The sequence below is a fragment of the Clostridium zeae genome, assembly GCF_017312485.1.
Classification (GTDB): domain Bacteria; phylum Bacillota; class Clostridia; order Clostridiales; family Clostridiaceae; genus Clostridium_AR; species Clostridium_AR zeae.
The window spans coordinates 78581-98915 of record NZ_BMBA01000011.1 but is presented as its reverse complement, the minus strand read 5'-3'; the positions used below and the strand labels follow the sequence as shown (position 1 = coordinate 98915).

14 protein-coding genes are annotated in these 20335 nt (G+C 30.8%); 10 read left to right on the top strand and 4 right to left on the bottom strand.

The window, feature by feature from the left end; genetic code table 11:
* Window positions 1-5 precede the first annotated feature (5 nt).
* Window positions 6-1547, top strand: a complete 1542-nt coding sequence (locus tag J3477_RS24655; protein ID WP_206872890.1) for a response regulator transcription factor — start codon at window positions 6-8, stop codon at window positions 1545-1547.
* Between the two features lie 731 nt (window positions 1548-2278).
* On the top strand, window positions 2279-2824 hold the full coding sequence (locus tag J3477_RS24650) for an NADH peroxidase (RefSeq protein WP_206872889.1): 546 nt from the start codon (window positions 2279-2281) through the stop codon (window positions 2822-2824).
* Window positions 2825-3291: 467 nt separating this feature from the next.
* On the opposite strand, the gene J3477_RS24645 is transcribed toward J3477_RS24650, so the two are convergent.
* The gene (locus J3477_RS24645) at window positions 3292-3852 is read right to left on the bottom strand and encodes a class IV adenylate cyclase (RefSeq protein ID WP_206872888.1); all 561 of its coding nucleotides are present in this window, start codon (window positions 3850-3852) and stop codon (window positions 3292-3294) included.
* A gap of 282 nt (window positions 3853-4134) precedes the next feature.
* On the opposite strand from J3477_RS24645, the gene J3477_RS24640 reads away from it, so the two are divergent.
* The 8 genes from J3477_RS24640 to J3477_RS24605 all read left to right on the top strand — a co-directional run bounded on the left by J3477_RS24640 (window position 4135) and on the right by J3477_RS24605 (window position 16859).
* Window positions 4135-4632 carry a DUF6106 family protein gene (locus tag J3477_RS24640; RefSeq protein WP_206872887.1) on the top strand — a complete coding sequence of 166 codons (498 nt, stop codon included), beginning with the start codon at window positions 4135-4137 and terminating at the stop codon, window positions 4630-4632.
* A gap of 16 nt (window positions 4633-4648) precedes the next feature.
* Window positions 4649-5686: a nucleoid-associated protein gene (locus J3477_RS24635; RefSeq protein WP_206872886.1), complete on the top strand. Its 1038-nt coding sequence runs from the start codon at window positions 4649-4651 to the stop codon at window positions 5684-5686.
* 304 nt (window positions 5687-5990) lie between these two features.
* Complete coding sequence (locus J3477_RS24630) at window positions 5991-13574, top strand: carbohydrate binding domain-containing protein (protein ID WP_206872885.1); 7584 nt, start codon at window positions 5991-5993, stop codon at window positions 13572-13574.
* A 16-nt stretch (window positions 13575-13590) separates the two neighbouring features.
* Entirely contained in the window at window positions 13591-14235 is a 645-nt protein-coding gene (locus J3477_RS24625) for a hypothetical protein (protein WP_206872884.1), read from the top strand.
* A 42-nt stretch (window positions 14236-14277) separates the two neighbouring features.
* Window positions 14278-14487, top strand: coding sequence for a hypothetical protein (locus J3477_RS24620; RefSeq protein WP_206872883.1), 210 nt, complete (start codon window positions 14278-14280; stop codon window positions 14485-14487).
* A 282-nt stretch (window positions 14488-14769) separates the two neighbouring features.
* On the top strand, window positions 14770-15123 hold the full coding sequence (locus J3477_RS24615) for a histidine kinase (RefSeq protein WP_206872882.1): 354 nt from the start codon (window positions 14770-14772) through the stop codon (window positions 15121-15123).
* A 251-nt stretch (window positions 15124-15374) separates the two neighbouring features.
* Window positions 15375-15839 carry a site-specific integrase gene (locus tag J3477_RS24610; RefSeq protein WP_206872881.1) on the top strand — a complete coding sequence of 155 codons (465 nt, stop codon included), beginning with the start codon at window positions 15375-15377 and terminating at the stop codon, window positions 15837-15839.
* Window positions 15840-15986: 147 nt separating this feature from the next.
* The gene (locus J3477_RS24605; protein WP_206872880.1) at window positions 15987-16859 is read left to right on the top strand and encodes an Rpn family recombination-promoting nuclease/putative transposase; all 873 of its coding nucleotides are present in this window, start codon (window positions 15987-15989) and stop codon (window positions 16857-16859) included.
* Window positions 16860-17473: 614 nt separating this feature from the next.
* Here the strand turns inward: J3477_RS24605 and J3477_RS24600 are convergent.
* From J3477_RS24600 to J3477_RS24590, 3 genes are read right to left on the bottom strand one after another with little or no spacing between them, the layout of a single operon-like run.
* Entirely contained in the window at window positions 17474-18244 is a 771-nt protein-coding gene (locus J3477_RS24600) for an ABC transporter ATP-binding protein (protein ID WP_206872879.1), read from the bottom strand.
* Window positions 18244-19275 (bottom strand): FecCD family ABC transporter permease, encoded by a 1032-nt coding sequence (locus tag J3477_RS24595; protein ID WP_206872878.1) that lies wholly within the window; start codon window positions 19273-19275, stop codon window positions 18244-18246. Before J3477_RS24595 ends, J3477_RS24600 begins: the two co-directional genes overlap by 1 nt.
* Window positions 19268-20278 carry a FecCD family ABC transporter permease gene (locus J3477_RS24590; protein WP_206872877.1) on the bottom strand — a complete coding sequence of 337 codons (1011 nt, stop codon included), beginning with the start codon at window positions 20276-20278 and terminating at the stop codon, window positions 19268-19270. Before J3477_RS24590 ends, J3477_RS24595 begins: the two co-directional genes overlap by 8 nt.
* Window positions 20279-20335 lie beyond the last annotated feature (57 nt).

The window sequence follows — 20335 nt, the reverse complement described above, 5'->3', positions numbered from 1 at the left end:
GCTATTTGAAAAAGGTTTTGATAGTTGATGATGAAAAGTTTATACGAAATGGACTTGAATCCATAATTAAAAGAAGATATGAAGATAAATATGAAACTATTTTATGTTCAAATGGGATTGACGCATTGGATAAAGTAAAGAATGACGAAATATTTTTTGTAATTACTGATATAAGAATGCCTGATTGTGATGGAATAGAATTTTTGAAAAGATTAAATAAAGAAGAAATAAGAATTCCAACATTGATTCTTAGCGGTTACGATGATTTTAATTATGCAGTAGAAGCATTGAGATACGGTGCGAAGGATTACTTATTAAAGCCTATAAAAAAGAATGAACTATACGAGTCTATTGAAAAGATAGAAAAAGAGTATGATCTAGCTATTGAAAATAGTAATAAGGAAAGCATTGAGTTAATAAATGAAATTAGCAATAGGTTTAATATAATACTATTAAATGAAAGGCTTAACGATGATACGGTAAAAGAGGAATTAACAAAGCTTTGTCAGGGAATTGACGAAAGTTCTTATTATTTAGCTGTTTTGTTTAAGAAGGACTTAATGATGATTACTGAAACAGAAAGAAATGAAAAATATGATGAGCTTCTAAAAGCAATTATACGGCAAGAAGAAAAGGTTTCTGCCTTTGTTGATAATCAAGGAAACCTTAATATAATATATAGTGACATTAATGCGATAGCTGATATAAGAAATTGGATTAATGAAAATAAAAAATATGGATACTGCTGCGGAGTAAGTAATAACTTAACTGATTTTAATCAATTTAAATTAGGGTATAAGAATGCTATACTTGCTTTAAAGAGCAATTTAATATACAAGGAAAATAGATATCTTACAACTTATGACTATATATTGGATAAAAATAAAAGTATTGTTCAAAATGAAATCGTGGAAAAACTTATTAATTTAATTGGAACTAAAAGGCGAGATAAGATAATTGAATTTCTTCAACTAATATATGCTGAAGAAGTTGTTAGAAAACATGGTATCGTATATCTAGAGAGATGTAATGAAAAGTTGCTGAAAAATATTAAAAGTTATTTAGATCAACAATTGTCTAATAACCTAGAGTTAAAGTATAAGCTTGAGTTTATAAACAATATTTTAAATTTTAGTAACTATAGAGAATTTTATTATGAACTTAAAGAATTAGTGCTTTATGTTGATGAGCTGCTTTTTGAAATGAGAAGAGCTTTATGTGATAAGAGTTTTATAGGAAAAGCTATCGAGTATATAAATGATAATTATTCTAAAAATCTATCACTTACTGTGGTATCAAATGTAGTATCTGTTAATTATAGTTACTTCTCACAGGTATTTAAAGAGCATACAGGAGAGAACTTTATAAATTATTTAAGAAACATAAGAGTTAAAAAAGCTCAGGAGCTTTTAAAAGAGCAAGAACTTAAGGTTTATGAGGTTGCCGAAGCTGTAGGATATTCTGATTCAAAGCAGTTTACAAAGGCTTTTAAGAGTGTAACGGGAATAACTCCACAAGAATTCAAAGAAAAGCAGTTTATTAATTAGTATTTTTAGATGTGCGTTGAAATTTAGGTGTTGCTACCTCCGATATTTCACTGATTTTCGCAAAGAATTAATATGATCTTCTCCAATGAAATAGCTAAAACTTTATAACTCACTTAGTTCAGACAATAAAGTTTTACTCTTTAGTGATTTTTAAAGGCTATTTCATTTCCGTAAATCATTTAATTCTAATTGCTCAATCAGATAATATCTCCTGTAGCAACACCTAAATTTCTGTATTAATATATTAAAATGCCAATAGTTAGCGTTTTAAGATGAACACTAAAATTGGAAGGTTCTATTTCTGATAATTCAACGAACTTTATAAAGACTTTTCCTGAGTCAAGCAACTAAATTAAAGAGCAATATTAAATATAGTATAAGTTTAATTATTTTACTTAAGACCACCATAGATAGATATGCCAAAATTATAATGAAAATAGCAATTCTATTATTACCTAATAATAGAATGTTTATCAATTGATAATAGATATCATGAATATTCAATCGAAAAATATAATATATATAATGGTGAAAGCCTTAAAGGTACCGGGGTGTAGAGCAATATCCTCGGTATTTTTGCTGATTATAATGGGTCAAAGTATTATTTAATGAAAATTTTTCTAAAAAAAGTCTTTACAATTAATAATAACTATTATATAATATGAATTGTGAACGAAACAACCAGTTATCAAATGAAATTAATATATATGATTTAAGAGGAGGATTTAGAAATGAAGAAATTTATATGTACAATATGTGGATACGTTTATGAGGGAGAAGCTGCTCCAGAGAAATGCCCAGTATGTGGAGCACCTGCATCAAAATTCAATGAACAAAGCGGAGAATTAGTATGGGCTGATGAGCACAGAATCGGAGTTGCTCAAGGCGTTGATGAAAGAGTATTAGAAGGTTTAAGAGCTAACTTCACTGGAGAATGTACAGAAGTAGGTATGTATCTTGCTATGAGCAGACAAGCTGATAGAGAAGGTTTCCCAGAAGTTGCTGAAGCATATAAGAGAATAGCTTTCGAAGAAGCTGAACATGCTGCAAAGTTTGCTGAATTATTAGGAGAAGTTGTATGGGCTGATACTAAGAAGAATCTTCAAGCTAGAGTAGAAGCTGAATATGGCGCAACTGCTGGTAAGAAAGAATTAGCTACATTAGCTAAACAATTAAACTACGATGCAATACATGATACAGTTCATGAAATGTGTAAAGATGAAGCTAGACATGGAAAAGCTTTCAAGGGTTTACTAGAAAGATATTTCAATAACTAATTATAACATATCAAAGGACAGGCGTTTGCCTGTCCTTTTTAGTTGTCTAGTGTTAGTAAAAATTTAGATGCCACTACATCCGATACTTGATGAGCTTCGCAGATAATTAATATGATTTCTTCCTATAAAGTTGCTAAAACTGTATAACTCGCTTCGCTCAGACAATACAGTTTCTTAACGCAACTTTATCTCCAGAAATCATTTAATTATAACTGCTTGCTCATATGTATCTCCTGTAGTGGCATCTAAATTTAATATATAACATCTAATGCAACTAAAAGTTATATTAATGGCACGTGAATTAGATTTTAAAACATTACATAACTCACTTAATTCTAGTTGATTGCTCATATAATATCTACTGTATCACTACTTAAGTTTTATATGTAATATTAAACACAACTTGAAATTTAGATACCACTACATCTGTTATTTGATGAGCTTCGCAGATAAATTAATATGATTTCTTAAAGTCCTTTCTGATCCCCTTTAGCAAGGCCTCTTTCTTCAAGGATTTCGTAGATTGTCTTTGAGGTAGTGTCTGCCATTGTATATCCTAGAGCTTCTACAACTTCTTTAAGTTCATCTTCGTGAGCTGTTTCTATCTCTATGTAAGGAAACGGGCAGAAGTTTTTATCGTTGATATCTATTTCAACTAAAGTGTTTTTGTATTTATAGCTTTCTCTAGATTTTTTTATAGTTTCAACTAAAGTAAGTCCTAGAGAATTAAATAATTTTTCAGCGGTATCACCGTCGTCTACTATTATCTCGTTTTCTTCCATTACCTTATATTTTTCTTGAGATAACATCTTTTTGGTAGTCATGAAATAAACTATTTTATTATTAAGTTTGTCGTCAATAGTTCTAACTCTAGCGTAGCCTTTAGCTGATAAAAGTCTTCTATCTGGAAAATCAAAGATTTTATTTACTTGATCTTCATCTTTAACTTTATATCCTCCAAGAGCAGTCATTTTATTTTTGATTTCTTCAACATCAATATCTAAAATTCTTGTTTCTAATTCTTGCATAATATCCTCCAAGTTTCCTTAAGTTATATAAAAAATATATATGGTTTAATATAAAACATATATTATCTCTAAATAATAGTTTATCAAAGTGTTTGTAAAGTTCAACATTTAAATTCACCAGTTTTATTAATATACAGTATTGTACGAAATATATAAGAACTTTAACTTATTTTAGTCAAAGTAACTAAAATGAAAATCCTTACGGAAAGGATTACATTTTATGCTATAATGATATCATTAAGGTATTCTATAATGAAATACAATGGTTGAGGGGGAAGTCATATGGATCAATTTAAGGAACAATTAGTCAGAGCACAAAATGTAGCAAAATATAAGGCAGCAAAGCTACTTATGTACATAACTGGTGTGCTTGCGGTACTTAGTATACTTACCGGAAACTTTATGTTAGGGTTGCTACTTGGTGCAATTGCAGGTATACTTTTTTATGTGAAAAGATTCTTCTATCTTGAGTTTGAATATGTAATTACCAACGGGGAAGTTGATGTTGATGTTATATATGAAACAAAAACTAGAAAGAAGAAAATGTCCTTTAACATGAAGGAAGTTTCACTTTTAGCACCTTATGAAAGTGATGCATATAAGGCGCTAAATAACAAACCTTCGAAAGTAATAACTGCAATACCAGATGGCAACAAAGATAGAGCTTATGTAGCTGTAGTTACAGAAGGAAATGATAGAGCTCAGCTTATCTTTGTACCTAATCAAGACTTTGTGAATATTTGCTTTTTATTCAATCCGAAGGTGGTAAAGAAAAATTAGTACCAGAGGTGAGTAGATGGAATACGTAAACGACATAAGTATCGCAGAAGCTGTAATTCATATATTGGATACAAACGGAGATGAACCTATATTAAACGAGTATAGGTTAGAATTAAACGAAGATACATACAAATTTTTATACAGGCATATTGAAAGAGCGTTTAAGGATGAAGAACTTAAATATGCAGTATTCAATCCAGAAAGAAATATAGTAAAAGAAGTTTCTCAAGATTATCTAAATGGAATTAACTCAGATATTGTGTCTGTTTCAAAGGAACTTGCAAGGCAGATGTTTGCTGTAATGAAAGGCAATGTGAACATCCCATCCTGTGATCTTATAGTTGTAGCAATTTCAACAGATCAGGGACCAATGCTTGCAATTATGAAGATGGATTATGTAAGAAATTTTACTCATAAGATAGACTTTATCGAAGATAAGATTGGAATTGATATAATAGAACAGGCTTCAGGGCTTCCTGCAAGCAGCTCTAGGCTTCAAAAGTGTGCATTTATAAAACCGTTAAGAGAAGAGCATACAATTAATCTAATGGTTATAGATAAGCAAAAGAAGTCAAAAGAAGAGGAAGAATACGGAGCAAATTACTTTATAAATAATTATTTAGGATGCTCAATTGTAACTAATGAGAGAGATATGACTAAAACCTTTGTTAAGGCTGCAGAAGCATGGACGAGAAATAATGTGAATGAAGATGCAGATAAAGCTGAGAAGATAAGAAGTACTATTAAAAGTAAATTAAAAGAAGACACAATAAATGTGCAAGAACTATCACATGAGCTATTCAAAGAAGAGCCTCAAGCTAAGGAAAGCTTCAACCAATTTGTATCTGCTCAAGGTTTAGATGAAGAAATAGCAGTAGATAAACAATGGGTAGAGAAAAAGCTTAAAAGAGTAAGGCTTAAAATCGATAAGGATATTGACTTATATCTGACTGAAGAAGCTTATAATGATCCTCAAAGATTTGAGATACAACGTAATGGTGACGGAAGCATAAACCTTGTAGTGAAGCATGTTATAAACTATATAGAAAAGTAAACTTATGCCTGGAATTTAATATAAGTTAATTAGGAAAGACTGTGGGAGACTGCAGTCTTTTTTGTTATTCATATGAAAGAGATTTCATAGGATACAAGACATAATGAAGAAGAATATATAACAATACCAAACACGTATTAATATGAATTATATAAATGTTAATTATAAGTATTTAAGTGTAAATACATACTTAAGTGTGTAAATATGTGTTTACTTCAAATTAATGGGGATATATAATTTATGTATTGTCAATAGAAATACTTTAAGATACATAAAATGATGTCTATTTATAAGGGGGAAAATTATGAAAGGAAAGCTTAAGGCAATATCCAATATTCTAGTGATAACGTTTTTAGCGTTGTCGTTACCAACTAGAATAACAACAAAAGCCGCTGAATCAAGTGTACCAATTGAAAGTAGTACACAGCAGAATGGTTCACAACAAAAGTTGGAAGATCAGCAAGTGGTTGCTTTAGAAGCAGATAATGCTCAAAAAGAAAGTAAGATTGTAGGGGAAGTTAATGGAAAAAGGGATGAGAATACAAAGTACTTCATGAAGGAAGACCATAGCTATGAAGCTGCTGTATATCCTATTCCGATACATTATTTTGAAGATGGTCAGTGGAAGGAAATTGATAATACCTTAGAGGAGAGCAGTGATGATACATTCAAAGCTAATACTGTAAGCTCTGAAGTGAGCACTGAAAATGTTGAAAAAAGTAATGTACAAGCTGTTTCGGATAAAAGTAAAAATACTGATAAAAACACCTTGAAAACTAAACAAAACTCTTTCCAGGTCACTTTTGCAAAGGATGCAAATAATAAGAAGCTTATAAAGGTTCAAAAAGACAAGTATGAGCTGTCTTGGGGGCTTGATACTTTAAAAAAGTCTAGTTCAGAGTTAGTAAAAGTAGATGAGGCAAAGCTTAAAGATGATATAAAAAAAGAATCAGAAGAAAAAGTGGAAAAAGATAAGAAATATGAAAAATTAAGCGAAGCTGAAAAAAGTAAAGTCAAAGAAGTTATAAATGAAAATGAAAATAAAAAAGTTAACACTAAGGCAAGTTCCTCAGTAGAGTATAAGCAGGTTTTAGATAATATTGATTTAAGATATGATCTTTTAGGAAATAGCTTGAAAGAAAATATCATCATAGAAAAACCTGTGGAAAATCTTAAAATGGATTTTAAATTGAGTTTTAAAAACTTAATTCCAGAAGTGCAAAAGGACAAGAGCATTGTCTTTTATGATGATAAGGATAAGACAAAAGCAATTTTCTCAATTCAAGTACCGTATATGTATGATGCTAGTGGTGCTGAAAGTAAGGACATAGATGTAAAGCTAAATCAGTCAAAAAATCAGTACATATTAACTATACAACCTAATGGTGAATGGTTAAATAGTAAGGATAGAAAATATCCAGTTACCATAGATCCTCCTATTTCATCATCTATTGCTAAAGAAGATATAAAAGAAACCTTTGTATGTTCCAACGATACTTCAGATAAAAGTAATAATCAATATTTAAGGATGGGTAACACTCCAGGAGTTGGATATACAAGATCATATATAAAGTTTGTAAATTTACCTAAGCTAACTACTGGCGATATGATCACTAATGCAAATATGTATCTACTTAAAGAAACATCTGCAAGCGGAGCCTTTTCTCAGATCAATGTACATAAGGTTACTTCAGCCTGGGAAGCTCCTAATATCAGATGGAATAGTCAACCTTCATATGATTCAAAGATAGTAGATTATGGAGTACTGAATAAAGATCAATGGTATATGTGGGATATAACCTCTATAGCAAAAGAATGGTATACCACTGGAACTAATAATGGTCTTATGCTTAAATATAACGATGAAAACGCAGGTTATACAGCTTTTTGGTCTTCAGATGTAAGTGAAGCTTATGTAACTTATAGGCCAAGTGTAGTTTTTAATTATATAAATAACTCAGGGCTTGAAGATTACTGGACATATCATTCTCAGGATGCTGGAAGAGCTGGTACGGGCTATGTAAATGATTATAATGGAAACTTAGTTCATATCCACAGTGATGTAGCGACTACAGGAAATAAGATGCCTATCTCTATAAATCATATATTTAATAGTAATAATAAAGATGAGAATATTGGATATGGACTTGGTTGGAGACTTAACTATGGTCAAAAAGTAAGTTATTATCAAAAAATAGATAACGTAGATTATTACAGATATGAAGATGAAGATGGTACAGTTCATTACTTTAAATATGATTCAGCATCTGCAACCTTCAAAGATGAATCAGGTATAAATTTAACCTTGACTAAAAATGGTGATGGAACCTTTACTATTAAAGATAAGAAGGACAATCTTTTAAATTTTAATACTAGTGGTTTATTAGTGAATGTTAAGGATTCAAACGGAAATATGCTTAGCATAGCATATGATGGCACTAAAATTAAATCAATAACAGATGGGGCAGGCAGGGTAGTGACGCTACAATATAATAGTAGTGGAAATCTATCACAGATAGTTGATCAAGCATCTAGAACAACAACTTATGCTTATACTGGAAGCTCGCTTACAAGCATAACTTATCCAGATGCTAAAACATCAAGCTTTGCATATGATTCATTGCAAAGAATGACTGATACTACTAATATTGATGGTTATAAAATAAAATATGGATACTATGATATGGCTCCTTATAGAGTTAAGAGTATTTTAGAAACTCATAATGATGGAACCTTAGGAGAGCAACAAACTATTGAGTATAGTAGAAATATAACTTATTTTACAGATAGTAAGGGAAGAAAAACGAAATATCAATTTAATAATTATGGGAATACAACTGGTGCTACTGCTAGTGATGGAAGTGCAAAGTATTATGATTATATAGAAGATATTAATAATAGTAATAAGAACAAGACGTCTGCGGAATCTAAGCTACAAAAAACTACTACTAATCTGTTATTGAATCATAATTTTGAGGATGGTAACAGTTGGAATCCAGGAGCATGGGGAGGGAATGTTTCCTCTAAAGGCTATATAAATGAAGATAAATACTTAGGGAACCAATCGCTCAAGATAAATAGCACGAGTGAAGCTGGTGGTACAGATTATGAACAAGCACTGACAGTTGAAAAGGGAAAAAAGTATACACTTTCAGCCTATGTAAAAACAGTTGGTATTCCTGTAAAGAATGATGCAGGTGCAAGCTTCTTTGTAGGGTACACTGATGCAAATGGTATCTGTCAATTTATAAGAAAATATATAAATGGTACTAATGATTGGCAAAGATATAGCTTTGATTTTACAATACCTGTTGATGCTAAAGATGGAATTTGGGTTTCTCTATCGATGCTCAATAGTACAGGAACAGTATATTTTGACTGTGTACAGCTGGAAGAAGGTTCAGTTGCGAATAGATACAATTTAGTAGAAAATTCTAATTTGATTTACGGCGGTGATATACCAAGCTATTGGAGCTCTAATGGGCAGCTGGATATTAACGATAAAGCGGTCACGACGGAAGCAGCACCATACCCAGCTGGAATTGGGAATAGAAGTTTTAAGATTGTAGGTAATTCTGATAAACAAAAGGCTTTATATCAGTCTATAAACCAATCAGGAAAAAAGGGGGACTCTCTTGTTTTAGGAGGATGGCTAAAGGGGGCATCAGTGCCTACAGGCTCAGGTAGGAGTTTTGCTTTGAGTGTAGGCTTTCAGCATACAACAGATAGTAATTATGATTGGTATGGAATAGATATGCCAGGAGAGGTATTAGATTGGCAGTATATTGCCAAAAAGATAGTACCTGAAAATGATTATAATAAAATAGCTTTTTATGTTATCTATTATAAGAATTCAAACAATGCTTATTTTGATGGGCTTCAATTATATAAAGAACAATTTAGTACAAGCTTTAGATATGATAGTAAGGGTAATGTAGTTTCAACAGAGGCTTTTGCTAATCAGAATTCAAAATTTGATTATGATGGAAGTAATAACTTAATAACTTCTACAGATCCAAAAAGCTCACAGTTTAAATACGAGTATGATACTAAGCACAATATAACTAAAGCTACTACAGCAGAAAATGTAGTTTATAATTTTACGTATGATAGTAATGGCAATCCCAGAACTGCAAGAGTAGGAGACAGCACTATATTTACTCAATCAGAAGCTGGGTATACTGCAAGTGGTAACTATATAAATAGTTTAAAAGATGCCACAGGTAATACCGTGACTTATAATTATAATGAGACAAAAGGAACTTTAGATAGCTTAACTGATGCAAAACAAACTACTACTTCGTATAGTTATGACAACAATATAGATAGACTTCAAAGTGTATCAAAGAATGTTGATGGAACACTAGTCAAAAATAGTTATGATTATGATAATGATAAAATAAAATCTATAACTCATAATGGTTTTAGTTATAACTTTGGATATGATTCTTTAGGGAATAACACAACAGTGGCCGTGGGAAGTCAAAATCTTATAACTAACACATATGAGGCAAGAACTAGCAAACTTGTAGGATCAACTTATGGTAATGGAAATAAAGTCTCTCAAAACTATGATAGCTTAGATAGAGTAATTGCTAAGGTTGTAGATGGTGATGCAAAATACAAATATGAGTATGATGCAAATGGTAATGTTGGGTATAGTGAAGATATAGTTAACAATGTGAACTATAAATATACCTATGACTTATCAGATAGATTGACTGAGATAAAAGATAGTAGAAATAATTTAATAAAATATGAATATGATTTAAACAATAATATTAGCAAGGTTTTATCACAGTACTATGGTTCATCATATTTGACTTCGTATGAATATGACAAAGATAATAGAAATACGAAAACTACTACCTTTACAGGAAGTAGTGTTGCTAATACCTATGATATAATTGGAAGGTTGACTAATAAGAAAATTAATTCAGGTTTATATAATATTTGGTATGATTATAAAATTGCAAACAACCAAATGGCTACTTCTAAGCTTCAAGATATAAATAATAATGGTAATAGAATATACTATACTTATGATGCCAATGGAAATATTAGTACAATAAATGATGGTGGGAATATAATTAAGTATTATTATAATGAACTTAATGAAGTAGTAAGAGAGGATAATAAAGGGTTAAATAAGACTATAAATTACACTTATGATACTGGTGGAAATATATTGACAAAAACTGAATATCCATATACTGATGGCACTACTATAATTCCATATACTGATAAAAATTTAGGAAAAGATTTATTCATAGATGGAAGTTTTGAATCAGGAAAAGTTACACTTGGTCCAAGGGCAGGATCTGGATTAAGTCAAATTGTAGGTATGGGATTTGACAATGGCAGCAGCAATCCTCAAACTGGAACTAGATGTTTTTTTATGGATGGTCAAGCTGGAGATAATTATATCTATTTTAATCAAGATGTACCTGTAACTCCAGGAAAAACCTATAATATAAGCTTTTATCATAAGGAATCAACGACTGCTAGTCAGTTTACTAATTCTAGCTATATAAGATTGAATGATGGAAATCATATTAGCTTTGATACACAATTAATACCAGATAAAGTATGGAGAAAATCAGAAAAATCATGGACATGTCCTCAAGGAATAACATCAATACAAGTAAGAGTTGGATTTGTAAATAATGCATATAGTTGGATGGCAGTAGATGATATTGAGGTAAACGAACTTCCAACTAATAACTTGGTCGGTGATGGAAGTTTTGAATTTGGTGCTAGTAAAATACAGTATCAAGGTAATGGAGGTAGCGGGCTTGTAGGACCTATATTTGATGGTACTAGCACCCCTAATACTGGCGATAAGTGTTTATTAATCTCTGGTATGTCAGGAGATAATTACGGATACATTAATAATAGTATTTCAGTAATACCAGGTAGAATCTATAATATAAGCTATTATCATAAGGAAGCTTCTAGTGTAACTCAAGCTAAAGATTCAAGTTATATAAAACTCAATGATGGAAGTCAAGTTTCCTTAGGTGGTACTTTAGTAAGTGATAAAACATGGAGAAAGGTAGAAAAACAGTGGATATGCCCAGAAGGTATAAATTCAATTCAATTAAGAATAGGATTTACATGTACTGACTATTCATGGATGGCTGTAGATGATGTTCAGGTAGTTGAACTAAATAATCTATATAATGATGGAGGTTTTGAGTCTGGTAATGTAGATTTAGGTCCAAGAAATGCTTCAGGTTATAATCAAATTGTAGGGCCGATATTTGATGCTAATAGTAAACCCCACACAGGTAATAAATGCTTCTTTATTGATGGACAAGCTGCTGATAATTATCTTTATTTTAATCAGGATGTTCCAGTAATTCCAGGAAAAACTTATAATATAAGTTTTTATCATAAGGAAGCAACAAGTGGAAGCCAATTCACTAATTCAAGTTATATAAGATTGAATGACGGAAATCATGTTAGCTTTGATACGCAACTGATATCAGATAAAGTATGGAGAAGATCAGAAAAAGTGTGGACATGTCCTCAGGGAGTAACCTCTATACAAGTAAGAGTTGGATTTGTGAGTAGTGCTTATAGTTGGATGGCTGTAGATGATATTCAGGTAGTTGATACCGAAATTGTAAATTCTACAAAGACAATTAATTATGGTTATGATGATAATAATTGGAAAGATAAACTAACATCATATAATGGAAAAGCAATAACTTATGATCAAATAGGTAATCCATTGACTTATGATGGAAATACATTCAGGTGGCAGGCAGGAAGACAGTTAGCAGGAATTACATTAAATAGTGGAAGGGATATAAGTTTTAAATACAATGATCAAGGAATAAGAACAGAAAAATACTCATATGGTGTAGCTACAACATATTATCTAATAGGAGATAAAGTTGTTGATGAGGAAAATGAAGAAGGAACAAGCATAAGGTATAATTATGATGCCAGTGGCAACCTTGTGAGCATGGTATCATATGGAGAAGAATATTTCTATATAAGAAATGCTCAAAGTGATATAATAGGGTTAATAGATAAGTCTGGAACACAGGTAGTTAGTTATACCTATGACACTTGGGGTAAGCTGATATCTATAACAGGAAGCCTAAAAGATACCGTAGGAGTTAAAAATCCTTACAGATATAGAGGGTATAGGTATGATACCGAGACTGGACTGTACTACCTACAATCAAGATATTATAATCCTGAGTGGGGAAGGTTTATTAATGCTGATGGCATAGCTGGACAAACTGGTGAACTATTATCACATAATATGTTTGCATATTGCAAGAGTAATCCTGTAAATATGAAGGATGATAGTGGATTTGTTCCTCATTTTTGTACTGTGAATGAAGGTGGAGAGATAGGGGTGCTTGGAGATAATATTTATGTGCAAAATACAACTGTAGCAAAGAAAGTCTTCGATAATTATAGCAATGTAGAGAACACAAAAAATGCACTTGGTAGCGAGGGAAATGTCACTAAAGTAAATAAAACTGCTAGTGTTCATGCTGACCAATATAGGACATGGGGACGAGGTTTAAAAGATTCTTACTCAAGCTTAAAAGGTATAGGCTTCAGTGCGCTTAAAGATGTTAAAGGTAGTGTGATTGGTTTGGCTACGAGTGGGCTGTCAAATCTTATTGATACAAACGGACAATTTAATAAACGATGGGTTATTGGAACTCTACTAGATACAATTTCAGGTGTTGCAATAGGTGCGGCAGCAGCAGTAGCTGTTCCATTTGTTATTGGAGTTGCAGGAATTACTGCACCTGTATGGGCTGTAGGACTAGGAGTAGTAGGAGTAGGAATGGCAGGGACAGCTTTATATAATTTTGAAATGGATAGATTTAGAGTAAAAGAGAGATTATCAACTTGATAAGGGGAGAAAATAAATGAATAAAAATGAAAAAGGTTCAATAAGTGAAAGTCATGATTTGAAGAGGAGTGTAATACTGTTAACTATAATTCATTTAGCAGTAATATCATTATTAAACTTTCTTATAATAATTAATGATAAATCATATTATTATTTAGCGGTGGCTCTTCTTTTTTCTTCTTTTATAATTGCAATAATAAATGTATCGATTGGACTAAAGAAAAAGTTTATTAAAACTGCTAAATACGTTTGGATAACAATACTCAGTAATATTTTATCCTTTTCGTTTTATCTAAACTTAATTGAAATTTTAAATGCAAGTCTAACTTATGTAAAAATTATTCTTATATTAAACTATGTGGTATTGGAAATAATTCTGGTTTACATGAGAATCATAAGAAAGGATAAGACTTATATTAGAAGTGTATCGTCAGGAAAACACTCAAAATACGTTAAGAAAGATGTGTTTTTGGTGGTAGCTATTTCAGCAGTAGTAATTTTAATGGCTAAACTTCTAGATAATGGTCATATCTATGTTGGTAGGATAGGAATTATGGTTACGGAAATATTGGGAACACCATTAATGACTATTGCAATAGTTCTACATGTTCATACATTTGCAAATTATCTTTATAATATTAAAACAAACTCTGAAAATTAGTATTAATGAATTTTAATTTAATTATTTTAGGAGGTTGTTTGGATGATATTAATTAATATGTTTTTAGAAACATATAAATTAACGATTTTAGCAGATGTATTAGCGTCAGCTATTACGTTTTTTATGATATATCTAGTAGCATTTAATGAAAAATTTAAAAAAATGAAGACAATTAAAAAAATACTTATATGTGTAATATTGGTTGTTTGCATATTTATTATGCATGGTATATCTAATTTAAGGAGAATATAAATTACACAGGTCTTAACAGTTTTAACTAATTTAGAACGATGTCGTTGCAAAATATAGACTTAATATTGAAAGCTTCGTATAATAGAGCATTCAAGTAAAAGTAAAAGTCGACAAGTTATAATACTTGTAGACTTTTATTTTCATACAAGACAATGATAAGATTAAGTGAAGATTGATAATGTTATTTAACCACTTTGAAAATTTATATAAAATACATTAAACCTACATCGCGCATTCAGGGGATAGGAAGTATTTATATAAATCTTAAAGGAGAAATATAAAATGGATAAGCAACAAATCATATTTGAAAGATTAAAAGGAATAAAAGATTATTGGGTAAATACATTAGAAGAAAGTTTAGCAGATAATGCTGACTTGATTTGGTCAGATTACCCAGACGAGTATAAGATACTAAGCACCAAATTGGAGGAAAAAGAGGCCAAAGATGCTCTAAGAAAAGTTTCAGATGAAGTAATAAGAGGAGTCATACACTCTATACTAGTTATGATTGACGGTGGAGATGAGGTGGCAGATAAATTTAAAGTTGATTTAATCGATGAGGATAATGGACAATCGTTAAAATATGATTGTGCACTACATGAAGATTTCTTTGGATATCTGTTAGAAAACGAATAGTATCTAAATGCATAATACTAGGTAAACTAACTCTATAAAATTGAATATATTGGGAGCTTCAATGTATCATATAAATATCAATCATAAAAACAATAAATAAACACTGCATAATTAAAATTCTGCAGTGAGAGTTAGATTAAAAAATTAAAAGAAGTATCAAATATATATTCTAATTATAGTAATATCAGGAGCTAACGTTTAGGGCGTTAGCTCTTTTGTTATGGCTAAAAATAAATGAAAGGGGAATAGGCATGGCAACAGATTTTGTGGAGAAATTCAAAATATACCTTAAAGAGGACGGGAAGAGTGCCAAAACTATTGAAAGCTATGTAGGAGACATTGGTGGTTTTGTAGTTTACCTTCAAGGCGTGGAAGTGAAATTTCAAGGAGAACTGAAAAGATTCTATATTACAAGTTTTCGTAGTCACCTCATTGAAAGTCAATATGAGGTAGCAACAATTAATAAGAAAATTAATAGTCTTCAATCATTCAATAACTTTTTAATGAAAAATAATTATTGTAATGAATTTGTAGTAGACCTTAGAAAAGACAGGATGAGGGTTGCTTTTGGTTCAGAAAAGCAAGTTGAAGTATTCTCTGAAAAACAAGTGGAGAGGATGTTGTTTTACATCCAAAATCAAGAGAATGTAAGCAGAAGGGATAATATGATAATTCTACTAATATCAATGAGTTTCAGGCTTGAGAAAATTGGATAGATGACAAGACTTTGAAGTTTGGGGATAGATATGATACCAAGAAAATATACATTATCTACAAATATATCTATTATAAATTAATAATATCTGATTATAGAATAAAACTATCAAATTTGGTAAAATATTATTAACAAAGGAAGTGATAGAATGGGTTTTAATTATGATGATAAAATGATTCTAGATCCTAAGAACGATGTGGTATTTCAAAAAATATTTGGAAGTCCAGAAAATGAAGATATACTAATAAGTTTTTTAAATGCTTTACTAGAGAGAACTGAAAAAGAGAAGATAAAGCATGTTGAATATGTTGATACTAAGTTATCTGACATTGAAGCTGTAGACGATAAGATAGGAATTTTAGATGTAAGAGTAGTGACAGAAAAAGGTATTCATATTAATGTGGAGATACAACTTATAAATAGATATAATATGATAAACAGAACACTTTTTTACTGGTCTAGATTATATTCAAATCAGATAAAAAAGGGAGAAAACTATAAGAACCTAAATAAGACTATAACAATAAATATATTGAATTTTGATTATATTGATAGTAAAAAGTACCATACAACATATCATTTATGGGAAGATGAAGAAAAGACAAAACTTACAGATATATTAGAGATACATTTTATAGAGTTACCAAAGTTTTTAGACGAAAATCCAGAACTTAATAATAGCTTAAATATGTGGCTTGCATTTTTAACTAAACCAGAAAAGGGGGTAAGTGAAATGGGAGAACCAGCAATAAGAAAAGCGATAACTGTACTAGATATGCTAAGCAGAGACCCTGAAACAGTAAGACTTGCTGAACTTAGAATGAAGCAAATACTAGATGAAAAAAGTATGGTAGAAGGAGCAAGAGAAGAAGGGAAAATTGAAGGCATAGCTGAAGGAAAAGTTGAAGGAAAAGAGGAAGCTGCACTAAACTTTTTAAGGTTAGGAATTAGTGAAGAAACTGTTGCACAAGGAACAGGCTTAAGTATTGATAAAATAAGAGAAATTAAATCAATGTTATAAAAATCATATAGAAAATTAGTAGCCTATAAAATTTAGTGGTAGCAGTCTTTTTATTGCTACCACTAAAATTTTAATTTTGAAATTAAAAATGAGAGGCTAAAAAACATATAATCTTGTTTTATGCGGGTATAGGTATGATACCGAGACTTGACTGTATTATCTGCAATCAAGATACTATACTGAGTGGGGAAGGGTATTAATGTGGATTCAATAGGTATGATCACAGCATTAGCTGTTGCATTTGCTTTTGGAGTTGAAAGAATTACTGCATCAAAATGGGATGTAGGGCTATGGGAGTAGAAATGGAAGAGGCAGCTTTATATAATTTTAAAGTGCATAAATTTAGATTAAAAGAGAGGTTATCAACTTTATAAGGAGAAAAGATGAATAGATAAAAAAGAAAAAGGGTCAATATTAGAAAACCATTGATGACAATTGCAATAGTTTTGCATGTTCATACATTTGCCAATTATCTTTATAATATTAAAACAAGCTCTGAATTTTAGTGTTTTTAAAGTCAATTTACCGCATAATTCATACTTTGCAGTAAGAGACAAAACAATAAGCCAATAGGTATTATACCTGTTGGCTTTTAATTTTCCTCAAATAAAATTTTATAAATAAGGAATGCAAAGCAAGGAATCTTCAACAGGAGAAGCTATTAGCTTACAATTTATATCGAAGACCGTATTGATTAACGATTCAGTAACTATTTCATTTTTATCTCCTTGTGAATAGATATTTCCATTTAATAAAGCTATAATATTATCTCCATATTTAAGTGCATGATTTATATCGTGCAATACTAACACAATTGTTCTTTCTGAAGTTCTATTTAAGAATTTTAATAGTTCTAAAATTTCTAATTGGTACTTTATATCTAAATGATTAGTCGGTTCATCTAGTAAAATAATTTCAGTATCTTGAACTAAAGATAATGCTATCCACGCTCTTTGCTTTTGGCCACCTGATAAATTATCAAGCTTTTCATCTTTTATCTCTAAGAGGCCCATTTTTTCTAAAGAACTTTCCACTATTTTTTTATCTGATTCAGTCCAAGTACTCATAAGACTATGATAAGGATATCTTCCTTGTTTAGCTAAATCATATATGCTCAAATCACCTGGAGCAGAAGCACTTTGAGGCAAAAAGGATAAGCTTTTTGCTAATTCTTTTGCGTGCATAGAATGAATGTCTTTTGAATTTAAATAAACATGGCCTTTTTGGGGAGAAAGTAATCTAGACATAGATTTTAGCAAAGTAGATTTTCCAGACCCATTGGCCCCAATTAGAACTGTTATTTTCCCCTTAGGGATTTCAACATTTATGTCTTTAAGAATAATTTTTTCGTCATATGATAATGTTAAATCTTTTATTGAAAGCATCAGATTTTCCCCCTAACGTTATGTCTGCTACTAATTAATAAATATATAAAATATGGAGCACCTACTGATGCTGTAAATACACCAATAGGCAAGTCTAGTGGATAGAAAGCCCACTTTGAAAGCATATCTGCTAAAAGTGTAATGATTCCTCCAGTTAAAACTGATACAGGAATTAAGTTCTCAAATTTAGAACCAATAAGTTTTCTAGAAATATGTGGGGCAATGAGCCCAACAAAGGAAATACCTCCCCCTATAGCAACAGCACCAGAAGTTAATGCGGCAGCTATAGCTAGCAGCACGAATCTAGATTTAGAAGTATTACTTCCTAAAGATGCTACGATTAAATCATCAAGAGTATGAAGATTAAGTTCTTTAATAAAAATCATTGATAGTATGAAAAATATTGAAAACCAACAAGCCAGTAATATGGTTTGCGTCCAGTTAACTCCATAAATTGTTCCAGTAATCCAGGTAGAGGCTTCCTTTATAAAAACAACAGGACCATTTATTATTAATATACTTCGAATACCTTTAAAAATTGAAGAGATTCCTATCCCAACTAATACTAATTTCATAGGGGTCGAGGCTCCCTTTTTAGTTAAGAGATACAATAACCCTAATGATAAAAAACAAAAGACAAAGGCAAAAACAGGAGAATAAAATATTGATGTCTTAAGTGAATTATTCTTTGGATCGGTAAATAGGGTTAAAAATATAAGTGTCCCTACGGAACCAGCATCAACTATTCCGATTATATCAGGAGAAGCTAAGGGGTTTTTTATTATTCCTTGCAATATTGCGCCTGATAAAGAAAGGGAAGCGCCAACTAGAAAGGCAACGATAACTCTAGGTAAGCGTATTTGATTTATGAGTATAGAGTTGAAACCTTCATCAAATCCCAGTATTGATTTTAATGTAATAAAAGGAGATATAATAACTTTACCTAAAGAAAGAGAAATAAAAACAAATATGACTGTTAGTAGTAATAATGCTATAGAAAGTTTAATAGCTTTTTTTGATGTATTAATCATTATGATTTCCCTTTCTAGATAAATAGATAAAAAATGGACCTCCGATAAGAGCTGTTACAGCACCAACAGGAAGTTCTTTCGGATATATAATAAATCTAGAAAGCAAATCTGAAAGAACTAAAATAATCGAACCCAGTAAAGCTGAAAACGGCAATAGCCATCGAAAATCGCTTCCTATGAATTTCTTTACTATATGAGGGGTAATCAACCCTATAAAGGATATGGGACCAGCAAGAGTAACAGATAATCCACATAAAATAGCAGTAATAAAAAGTACTAAAATCTTGAATCCAAAGGTATTCATACCCAGAGAAGAAGCCATTTCTTCACCAAGAGAAAATAAATTAAAACTTTTTCCTAAGAACAAAATGAGTATTAATAAAATTAAAATAAATGGAGCTAGAGTGACTATAAAATTTAACGATTTTCCTTCAACAGATCCAGTCATCCAAAATAAGACTTCTTCTAAAGCTGTTTGATGCTTATATAGGATACCTTGAGTCAATGAAAAAAATAAAGCTCCAATAGCAGAACCACTCAATGTTAGATCTAAGGGAATAACTTGTCCTCTTAATCCTCCTGCCATTAGAAAAACCACAATACATGTGAAAAGTGCACCTAAAAATGCAATAATCGATAGCATACTCCAACTTAAGCTTGGAAAAGAAGTCAGAAAAAGTACTAAAAATAAAGCAGCTCCAGAATTTACACCAAGCACACTAGGTGATGATAGAGGATTTTTAGTTAATGATTGAAGTGTGAGTCCACTAACACTTAAGGCAGATCCTACTAAAATAGCATTAATGGTTCTTGGTATTCTTGAGGTTAATAAAATTATATGTTCTTGTGAATTATTAAAATTAGTTAAAGCTTCAATAAGAGTGGAGAAAGAAGTTTTTAAAAATCCTAATATAATACTGAAATAAGATATTATAAGTAATGTAATAAAGGCAAAAATAAGAAGAAGAATTTTATTTCTTCTAGTTGTAAAAATATTATCCAAAATAGAGCCCCTTTCAAAAAAATAAAAAACGCTATTGAAAATCAATATCAACTATGA